At 49.7% G+C, this 10244-nt stretch carries 7 protein-coding genes and 1 pseudogene; all 8 read right to left on the reverse strand.

Features of this window, described 5'->3' with window-relative positions; all coding sequences use genetic code 11:
- Nucleotides 1-662: ISAs1 family transposase (locus FEK43_RS22350; protein ID WP_138158712.1), on the reverse strand; the 662-nt coding region annotated here is incomplete at its 3' end.
- Between the two features lie 334 nt (nt 663-996).
- Complete coding sequence (locus FEK43_RS22360; protein WP_138158713.1) at nt 997-1386, reverse strand: hypothetical protein; 390 nt, start codon at nt 1384-1386, stop codon at nt 997-999.
- Nucleotides 1387-1406: 20 nt separating this feature from the next.
- The gene (locus FEK43_RS23365) at nt 1407-2033 is read right to left on the reverse strand and encodes an RHS repeat-associated core domain-containing protein (RefSeq protein WP_276606415.1); all 627 of its coding nucleotides are present in this window, start codon (nt 2031-2033) and stop codon (nt 1407-1409) included.
- A 6-nt stretch (nt 2034-2039) separates the two neighbouring features.
- Nucleotides 2040-5933, reverse strand: coding sequence for a PAAR domain-containing protein (locus FEK43_RS22365; RefSeq protein ID WP_276606414.1), 3894 nt, complete (start codon nt 5931-5933; stop codon nt 2040-2042).
- Nucleotides 5934-5963: 30 nt separating this feature from the next.
- A complete protein-coding gene (locus tag FEK43_RS22370) occupies nt 5964-6395 on the reverse strand; it encodes a DcrB-related protein (protein WP_135408975.1) in 432 nt (143 codons plus the stop codon).
- A gap of 32 nt (nt 6396-6427) precedes the next feature.
- Nucleotides 6428-8647 (reverse strand): type VI secretion system tip protein TssI/VgrG, encoded by a 2220-nt coding sequence (gene tssI / locus FEK43_RS22375; RefSeq protein ID WP_135408973.1) that lies wholly within the window; start codon nt 8645-8647, stop codon nt 6428-6430.
- Nucleotides 8648-8713: 66 nt separating this feature from the next.
- Nucleotides 8714-9250: a L,D-transpeptidase family protein gene (locus FEK43_RS22380; RefSeq protein WP_135408971.1), complete on the reverse strand. Its 537-nt coding sequence runs from the start codon at nt 9248-9250 to the stop codon at nt 8714-8716.
- Nucleotides 9251-10114: 864 nt separating this feature from the next.
- Nucleotides 10115-10244 (reverse strand): annotated as a pseudogene (locus FEK43_RS23255) (cytoplasmic protein); the annotation flags it as partial.

Consider the following 10244-nt stretch of genomic DNA (forward strand, 5'->3'; position numbering starts at 1 on the left):
TCATGCTCTGGATTATTTAAATCTTTCAGTGGAAATTTTTCCTCAAAGGCTTTATTAATCCGCCCCTGATTTCCTTTTACAGCGAATAAATAATCACCTCCCTGTTTTTGTATCTTCTCTGCAATATCTTTCTGGCACCCCATCGCATCAGTTGTGATAATTTTTCCTTTAATATCCAACATGTTAAGAAGTTCAGGGATAGCTGTGATCTCATTAGATTTCTCATCTGTCTTGATCTGTCCGATGACCAGACTGTGCATTGTTGAGAACGCACTAATGACATGAATCGCTCCCTTGCGGCGACTCTTGTCATAAGAATGCCGGAGCGTTTTTCCATCAATTGCAATGACGTCTTTATCATTTGATGAATGGCAGTCACGCATCCAGTTAATAAAGCACTCGTGAAATTTTGCAGGACTGATACAGGATACAACTCTGGCAATGGTATCGTGAACAGGAATACCATTTTCAAAATCACCATATTGCTTCAAAAAATCGAGATGTGTTTCCCCAAAATCCTCTATATCTTCCCATCCTTCTGCACCAGAAATAACGGCACAAATAGTCAACAGTAGAATATCCGATAATTTATGTTCCACTTTCCAGGCTTGTCTGTAATCGGGAATAATAGAAATATGTTCCATCAATTTTTTAAGTTCCATTTTGTTCTCCTTAATTATGTAAGGAATATTTGATCATGTATAAGCAATAAAAAACAGTTTTAGGTAATAAGGAATATCTCAATTATTAAACATAAAATGCGAATTATTTAGTACAAAAAGTGTACTTCTGATGATCTTTCCCTGCCATGCCGTACGCCCGCAGGTGTCATATCCCTGCTCCTGCATATACACCGCATGGTTCAGCGGTGTCTGCGCCAGCCAGCTTTCCTCATCCTCCGGGCGGTAACGCCGGTTTTTTTCAAGGCCCGCGGGAGAATGACTGAAGTCCATCCGGTGACTGTTGCTGCGGTAGCCCTATAGCTTAAATAAGATGCTATTTATAATAAATAATACCTGCCTCCTCTGTAATTAAAATCACATAACTTGGCTTTTCAGTAAACAATGGGGATATGATAAAAGGCCTTGAATAGCCCGATGCCATATCAACTTCCCCCTTCAAATAATCTAACAAACTTCCTTTTAAACTCGAAACTAAATTCTCTCGAAAAAAACATTCCTTCCCTTTTTTTACGACAATATTAATTGCTATATAGTATTCATCATCAGTCATCAAAAGGCCCAACTCAGAAAAATCACTCACCCAGAGAGCATCCCCCCCCCTACGGATAACATCACGCATAGAGAAAAAAATCTTTTCTTTATCTAAAACATTAAAATCTCTTTTCTCTGCCGCCAATCCTGCGAAAGAAAATTTATTTTTCATAACAATCCTTATTTAACAAATTAGTTAGGTATATCATAAAATATATGCCCATCAGTACCATTATTATAATATTTTATATGCGAAAGATCTAAAAACCCTTCTTGTTGTGCCGAACGCATATGTTGCTCATATCCTTTAGGATATTTAGATGCACCATCAGCCCTTCCGGAATTGGTATTCATTGAATAACGATTCATATTTCCTTGAGCTTCATTCAAGAATACTTTTGCATCAGTGCTTGACTCCACCCTTACCTGAAACTTCTCACCATTACTAATAGCCTCTTTCATAGCCTTAACTGCTTCATTCCATTCCTTAGAGCCTCTTTTTAAAGGTTTTAATTGTTCAGATACATTGCCATTTTTACCTAAATCATCGGCTTTCCCTTTATAGAAACTTAAAGGGCAACCGATCAACCCCCACGGATCACACCAGCCCACCGGGTCATGTACATACGACTGCGTATTCATCCCGCCGCTCAGTTTCAGCGGGTCCTGGCTTAAATACTGCCCCGTTCCGGCATCGTAGTAGCGGTGTAAATTATACCACAGTCCGCTCTCCTCATCCTGCCACTGGCCCATGAACCCCGCATCACAGCTTTCACGCTCACTATCCGGCGAGTCGTTTGCTGCCGGAAGCCCCCACAGGCTGCGCTATTTCGTCCACACCTTCTGACCGTTCGCGCTGTACATCTCCTGCGGAGCACCGTTCGGGCCGGTCACTATCGGGTAAAAATAACTTCTGTCATCATTCGCCGCCCGGCTTTCCTTCGCCAGCAGTTCAAATCTGCCCCGGTAGTGCCACTGCTCCCGCAGCGCCGGGCTGCCGTCTGCGTACCGTTTCTCACTGGCGGACAGCACCATGCCCAGCCACTGGTAGCGTATTTCGCTGATGGCGTGCTGATGTTGTTTCCACGTCGCCCGGATAACGCAGCGTTTCGCGGTCCTTCTGCCAAAGGCGTCGTAGCTGTACTGCCATACTTCACCGTCTGGTGTCTTTATCTCGCGCAGCCGGTCAAAGTCATCCCAGCGGTAGCGCCACACCTGTGGACGGAAGCCGCGTTTTTGTTCGGTGCGCTTTGTCACTCTGCCGCAGCCGTCGTATTCGTAGCGGCTGTCGCCCGCCTGTGTCACACATTCTTTATGGTACTGGTGCTGCGACAGAATGCCGTTTATCCGGCTTTCCGCTATCTGCTCGTTTACCGTATAGCGGTAGCGTTCTTCCTGCGTCGGGCCGTCGGCGTCCAGCCGCAGCACATTGGTTATCTGGTCGCGGGCGTCGTACTGATAGTGCGTTTCCCGCTCCGTACGCGTTTTCGACCACACCTCATGCCCGGTCAGGCGGCCCGATTTATCCCACGCGTAGCGATGTTCGCCCAGCGGTCGCCATGACGCCACGCTCTGGTGACTGCCAGCCAGCCGCTCTGCGCCCTGTTTTTGCCATGCCGTACGCCCGCAGGTGTCGTATCCCTGCTCCTGCATATACACCGCATGGTTCAGCGGCGTCTGCGCCAGCCAGCTTTCCTCATCCTCCGGGCGGTAACGCCGGTTTTTTTCAAGGCCAGAGGGGGAATGACTGAAGTCCATCCGGTGGCCGTTGCTGCGGTAGCCCGTCAGAATGCCCGAAGCATCATATTCTCTCTGTGTTTCCCCGTCCGGTGTTGTGGTGCCCGCCAGCCTTCCGGCTTCGTCATAGCGGTACTCCGTGCGCTGGCCGTCCTGCTCTTCCGCCACCAGGCGGTGACGTTCGTCCCACTCCAGTTTTACCTCGCTGGTGAGCGTATAGCCTGTTTCACTGGCATCACTGCGCTCATACACCTGCGCGCTCACCATCCGGTCATAACGGTCATACTGATAACAGAGTTGCTGATGGTCGCCGCTGATGGTCGTCACCCGGCCATAGCCATCCCGCGCATAGCGCCACACGCTGCCGTCCGGGCGGTGTTTTTCAGCCAGTCTGCCCTGTTCATCGCGGATATAGACGGTTCTGCGCCCGGACCAGTCCTCCTCCCCGGCCATCTGGCCCGCCGCATCGTAGTGCAGCCGCCACTGCTGGTTGCCGCTGCGCGTCAGTTGCGTCAGCCTTGCAGCACCATCGTAGTGGCAGAGTATCCGTTGCCCGCCTGCATCCTCCACTTCCCGCAGCAGGTCAAATGCCCCGTGGCGGTAGCGCGTGATCTGACCCATTGCCCCGGTGTGGAGGGCGATTTTGCCTTCACCGTCATAGCGGAAGGTTTCAGCGCCGCCGTCGGCCCGGATAACCGCACTCAGTTTCTCATGCGGATTGTCAGCACCGGGGCGGTACTGCCAGTTCATGCTGCGCCCTTCCGCATCCACCAGCCCCGTCAGCCGCAGCCAGCGGTCTTCCGTGTAATGGGTCGTGCGGCCTTCGGCATCGGTATGGGAAAGCAGGCCACCGTGGGCGCTGTAGCTCCACTGTTCGTGGCTGCCGTCCGGGTATGTCACTTCCTTCAGTAGACCGTCTTCAGTATGACGGTACTGCCAGTTCTGCCCGTTCACCTCCCGGCGGATAAGGTTCCCTTCGGCGTTATAGCGATACGCCGCCGTGGTGCGATGGTCCTGGTATGCCGTAACCTGGCCGAACTCGTCCCGCTGCCATTCACGTTTGCGCCCGTTCTCGTCGGTTTCGCTCAGGATACGCCCGGCGTAGTCGCGTTTTATCTGCGTGATACGCCCGCCCGGCTGGCGGATACACAGCGGCTGGTCGTATTCGTTACGCTCCCATTCAGTGATACGCCCCAGCGGGTCACGCTGTTTTTTCAGCAGCCAGGATTCATCGAACCACAGCGTGGTGGTGGCTCCGGTGGCGTCGGTATAATCGGTTCTGCGCTCATCCGGGAAGTAGCGGAAGGTGTCGTTATACAGGCCTTCCTGTGTGCCTGTGGCAGTCACCCGGCCTTCATCGTCATAGCGCAGGTGGAAGTGCGTCGGGCCATTGTCGCGCCAGGAACTCAGCCAGCCCTGTTCGGTATAGGTATAGTGCAATGCACCATTAAAGCGGGTCTGTACATCACGCAGCCGCTGCTCATCGCCGTGGCTGATATAGTCGTAACGCACCAGCTCGCTGCCGTCTGACTCGTCGGTCACACGGAATATCTGCCCCTGCGGGCCACACATCACCCGCAGACTCAGGCCGCTACTGTGGGTTACGTTTGTCAGGTGGCCGATGGCGTTATAGGTGAAGCGAATTTCGTTGCGGTTGCGGTCTTTTATTACTGTTAGCCGCAGACGACGTGCGCCGGGGGAGATGGGCGTAAAGATATAACCCAATTGTGAGTATTCGTCGAAAATAATAGCCCGCTCACGGTTTCCCAGGAGCCGATAGTGCGGAACAAGCAGGTTACGGCTGTTGAATGGTTCTTGCTCCGTGCAATAGGCCGGACATAATCCCTCAGCATCAAAGTAGGTGACGTTTTTCCCGTTGCTATCGAACTCCAGAAACTGCGACCAGTTACACAACCAGCGACTGCCCAACAAACCACTAACCGGATGTCGGCCTGTATAGGCGCGTTTCAGCGTCAGTGGTAAAATATGCGGATAGTTGAAATCAGTTCGGTAATCCAGATATTCACCCGTTCCGGTATCCACTGGATCGCTGAACCCCTGACTGATACGCTCATTGGCGGCTCTGTTTAACTGCTTTGCTCCCCATAGAGCTGTTAACACTTCCAGACTTGATACAACAGATTGCTCCAGCACCGTCATATCAGCATTAATCGGCCCATACTGTCCGGTCGTCTTATCAGCCGTGATGGTTTTACATCCTTCCTGAATAACTGCCGAGCAGGTAATTTTATGGCCCTTACGGGCCAGCGGCAGGCTGTTGACGGAAATAATTTTGCTCCCTTCCACTATCTGTGGAGGAGGACTGTCCGGATCCTTACTACATTCAACCGGATCAGTGACGCGAGCTACCGCTTTTCCTTCAAAAAAAACATTAGGTGAGCCTTCTACAATCTGTCCGGTTTCAGATGCCCAGCGGGAACCAATTACCATCGCTGCGCCACCGACAAATCCACCAGCTAATCCCCCGGCCCCGGCAGCAACGGTGGCAGCCAGCACACCCAATGCCGCGCCCCCTGTAGCGACAACCAGAGCCCCCACTGCAATCCCTACAATAAGTCCACCGATTAACCCACCAATAGCACCCAGAAAGGAATTGTTATGAACAATGTGATGACCCACACACGCCGGTATATCTGTTGGGCCGGAAACAGCGTGATCTTTACCCCAGGTATCCATGAACCAGTCACCTGCTTTGGTGCCCAGCCATCCCCCCAGCATCCCACCAGCCAGTCCGGCAATCAAAGGGCCTCCAAATCCTGCAACGGCTTTGGCTATTCCGGCTGCACAGGTATTTGCTGCTGCGGCTGCCAGTCCTACCTTTGCCGTTGTTCCCACCATACTGACAGCCATTATTCCAGTACTGGCAATATGTCCTGTGGTAGCAATACTCTCCACTGTTTCGGCATTACTATCCCGTTGATCCGGCTCCGCTAACTTCTCCTGCGCGCTTTTTTCCGTCATCTGTTCGTCCTTCCCGCTGAACTGGCTGGTTTATTTATCCTGTGGCATTCCAAAACAAAAATTCAATAATGCTCCCCGCATCGCTTTACGATCCTCCTCTGCCAGCGCCTGTGTTGAGGAATAGGTCAGCGTCAGTACTTGTCGCTCGTTCAGGATTACCAGCAGCAACTGCTGTATCATCACCCCCTTGTTATCCCAGCTAAATTCCCAGTATTCCGCCGGGCGCTCCTGTACATGACAGCGTTCTTCGACGGTGAACACCATTTTCGACAGTTCGGTACGGAATTTCTTTTTCTGCACCGCCAGATAGTCATCAAACTGCGCACCATCCGGCAATATTTCACGGGTAACAACAACATTCGCCCCGGCAACAGCACTCAGTACCGGGGTCAGAATATTCATGCTGCTGTCCTGCCAGTTTCCCGGCAGAGTGAAATGCCCTTCATTAATGAGATATTGCATTGTTATTTTTCCCTGAAAATTAATGAAATGAATCACTGTGGATTCAGCGCCAAGTGAGTGGGTCCATCGAGGGTGATAGTGCCGTCTGAATTCATAACGAGAGTGCTTTTTCCGACAGTCAACTTTATCTGCGTTGCTGCGGTAAGGTGTATCGCCCCGGTTTTTGACGTGATGGTGATATTCCCTTCTACCGTCTCCGTGCAGGTTCCCGTCTCCACTTTTATCTCACGATTGCCTGTTTTCACTGTCAGTGATTGTTTACCCTCAGTCACTGTAATATCCCGATCTCCTTTAATGGTTTCGGTATGCTTGCCATCAACAAATTCTGTGCGATCGATTTTTACCGTGGATGTTTCGTTATGAATGATGGTTTTCGTTCGATCTGCCTTTACCGTGTGGGTTTCATTGTTTTTTACCGTAGTATTCAGGTCTTTTTCCGCGTGGAACTTCACTTCTTCCGCACCCGTTTTATCATCGAAGCGCAGCATATTTCCGTTAGTCGGCCCTCCCTGCAATGAGTGGCTGAATATCCCACTCTGCGACGCCATGCCCGGCAGCCCCCACGGCGGCATGGTGTCCTGGTTATAGGTGCGCCCCACGATGATGGGCAAATCTGGATCGCCGTTTTTGAAATCCACCAGTACCTCCTGGCCAATACGCGGGATCTGGATCATGCCAAATCCTTTCCCTGCCCACGGATAGCTGACACGGACCCAGCAGGAGCTGTTTTCGTCATTGTTACCGTAACGATCCCAGCCAAACTGCACCTTCACCCGGCCATATTTATCCGTCCAGATTTCCTGCCCCGCCGGGCCGGTGACGATGGCGCTCTGCGGGCCTTTGGTGTGGGGTTTGCTCAGGGTTCGTTGTGGGCGGTAAACTTCGCTGGTGGGGTGTAACTCAAAGCTGGTTGAGTAAGTAAAATGCTGATCCTGGCCACTGTGCTGCGCGTTGTCCTGCACAAACAGCGTGGTCTGTACCAGCAGGTACTCCTGATTCACTTCTGCGGTCGGGTAGTTCTCCAGTGTGAAGGTATAGCCCGTCATCAGTGTGCGGATGTTGCCACCGCCATGCACCCGGCTCCCGGGGCTGCGCTGTTCTTCCATGCGGATGCGCGTCAGCATCTCGCCTTCATCCTTAGTGAAGTAGTCTCCCGGCCATTCGTAATGTTCGAAGTCTGCATGACCGGTTTCACGCGGATTTGCCACCGTGTTCACCAGTAATGAGCGGGGCTTCATAAAATCAAAATCGTCCAGTACCCACTGCCCGGTACGCAAACTTTCATTGGCCGTGATGGTATGGATAAACTCCTTATCCAGCTTCAGTCCTTCCTGGTGCCACTCCACCAGCGGTGAGTCCGGACATGCTTTATGGCCATTGATGGCATCCGCCAGTACCAGCGTGTGGCTGTTCTCGCTGTGCTCAAACCACCAGTAGATGCCCCATTCCTGCATCAGGCGCTGGATGAAATCAAAATCAGTTTCACCGTACTGCACCTGCCAGGTGCGCGTCGGGTAATTTTCCACCAGCCGCTTTTCTACCGGAAAGGAATATTCATCCAGTACTTCATCGAGAATATCCACCACGGTTTTATTCTGGAACGCTTTGTAGTCACTGGTATGGGTGAGCAGTTTTACCCACGGTTCGATACGCAGTTCGTACACCACCGATCGCCCCTGATGACCTGCAACTCGCGCCGCTGTTACCAGCCCGCGGATATATCGTTTGCCACCACCGTCCAGTTCGATATTGACGCACAGATCTTTGCCCACCATGGGTTTAAGCGGGAGGTTAGCTGCGGAGGAAACATAGCCCAGATTCAGGGTATCCGGGGTTTTAAGCTGCACCACGTAGCTGAACAGTCCACCCAGCGTTTCTTCGCCATCCAGACTGGCAAACAGCAACATTTGTGGCGGTACGGCGCTGCCGCTTACTGTCACGTTATGCCCCCCCGGCCCCCCCACAGCACCGGAGACAAAAGAGGATATAACATCCTGCGCCACATCCATCGCGACTGTCGCTCCGGTAGCCGCTGCTGCGGCCTGAGCTGCGGCTACCGCCGCTTTCACCAACCCAGACGGTTCTGGCAATGCACCAAATAGATCCATTACTGCCTGTTCTGCCATCTGTTCTGCCGCAACTGCGGCGGCTGAATCTGTGCTAATACCACCTCTTTCACCCGTTACAGGCGGCGTGGTAATCGCAGGCCCTCCACTCCCAACAAATTTATTGCCTGTGGTTACAAAACCCATCGTTTTTACTCCTTATTCTTTAGTACAATATTTCCCCGGACAGATATAATTCTGAATTTAATTCACTTATTGTTTCGTTCCACCATTAGTGACACGGTCGGGAACATAATGGACGCTGATAATAAAATGTTTTTCACCACCCTTAATTGCGGCTTTTAGTACTCTGAAAAATTTCGGTTCAACTTCAATGCAACCATGGCTATAACCCTTGGTAGAATCATGAATATAAAAACCACCTCTTGAACCATCACAGGCTTTTTTGGTTTGATCATCAGCTGGCTCCAGTCTGGCCCGGTTATGCCCCCATTCTGACCACAGGCATCCCCCTGGTTTTTCCTCCGGGATAGTCGTCCATCCCCATGAAGGTTTAAGTTCACAATTCTGTTTTATGTTTGCTTCCCCCTGAAACAGTACATATATTTTGTAATTACCTTCAGGTATAGCTCCATTTTCAATACATTGTTTATCTGGTTTCTGATATTCAACTGTTACAGAAAAATGTTCATCCCCATAAACCTCATCTTTATATCCAGTTGTCGCCTTAAAGGTTTTACCATCAGGCCACTTCAGCATTTGTCCGTCATAAGTCAGTGTCACACTCATCGTTTTCTCCTTTTATTTTGCCTCTCCCCTGCGACAAAGAAGATACAAAGCCAGTTTTTCCCTCGAACAAGCCCCAAATCAGATGACAGAATCAAATCCATTACTTTATTTCTGTCCATAGAGAAATATCCTTGTTGTAAAAATTATTCGAATTAAGCAATTATGCAATAATTATTTTTTAGGAAGAAGCCCTGAATAATATATGAAATAATAGAATCATCTGCATTTCACAGTATTTCCCTTAATGTGAATGCTATTTTAATTATAAGGAGATCACCTTGTTCATAACGATCCACTGGACAGGCTAGTATGCATTTTGCAAGCCTGTTATATTCAATAATATAATTTTTATTTACAACATAAGCAGGGGAAATACAAATCATAAACATCCATAAGACAAGTAAAATATCTAACCATAAAAAAAATCACAATCTATTATTTTATTCACCAGTAATATTTACCCACCCGGCCAGTCACAGCCTATAAAAACAGCCAGTCTGTTATTTTTTATCTTGGATGATTCTGAGGATATAACCAAATCCTGCGTTCGATTTTTTTCAAGGGGGAATTTCCCTTCCTGAAGATGATTCTTCGGGTTAGTCAATGCCTCTCCTGGTCCCTGAGTTAATAATACGCTAATGTAATGTGCGAAAGTATAAAAGCAGCCGCATTGCTGTATATTCTTTTTTACTGTAAATTCAGCATTCAGAATAAGCAGATTATTTACATAACGAAGTTTTAGCGGTTTGATATTTACACATGCTCTCAGAGAACTATAAATAGGAATATCGGATATATTCCTTGTGGGTGCTGACTGAAGCTCCATACTTAACAATCCAACAACTAGTACCAATACTATTCTCATTAACATAATTTATACCCCTTCAGCCACAGTGCATCCACATACCGCCCCTCGCTGTTCTGCTGCCAGAACCATCCATACCCTTGTTGTGCCAGCGTTAACATTTTTGCTGGCCAGCACGGTCACGGCAGG

The sequence above is a fragment of the Escherichia sp. E2562 genome (genome assembly GCF_005781075.1).
Taxonomy (GTDB): Bacteria; Pseudomonadota; Gammaproteobacteria; order Enterobacterales; family Enterobacteriaceae; genus Escherichia.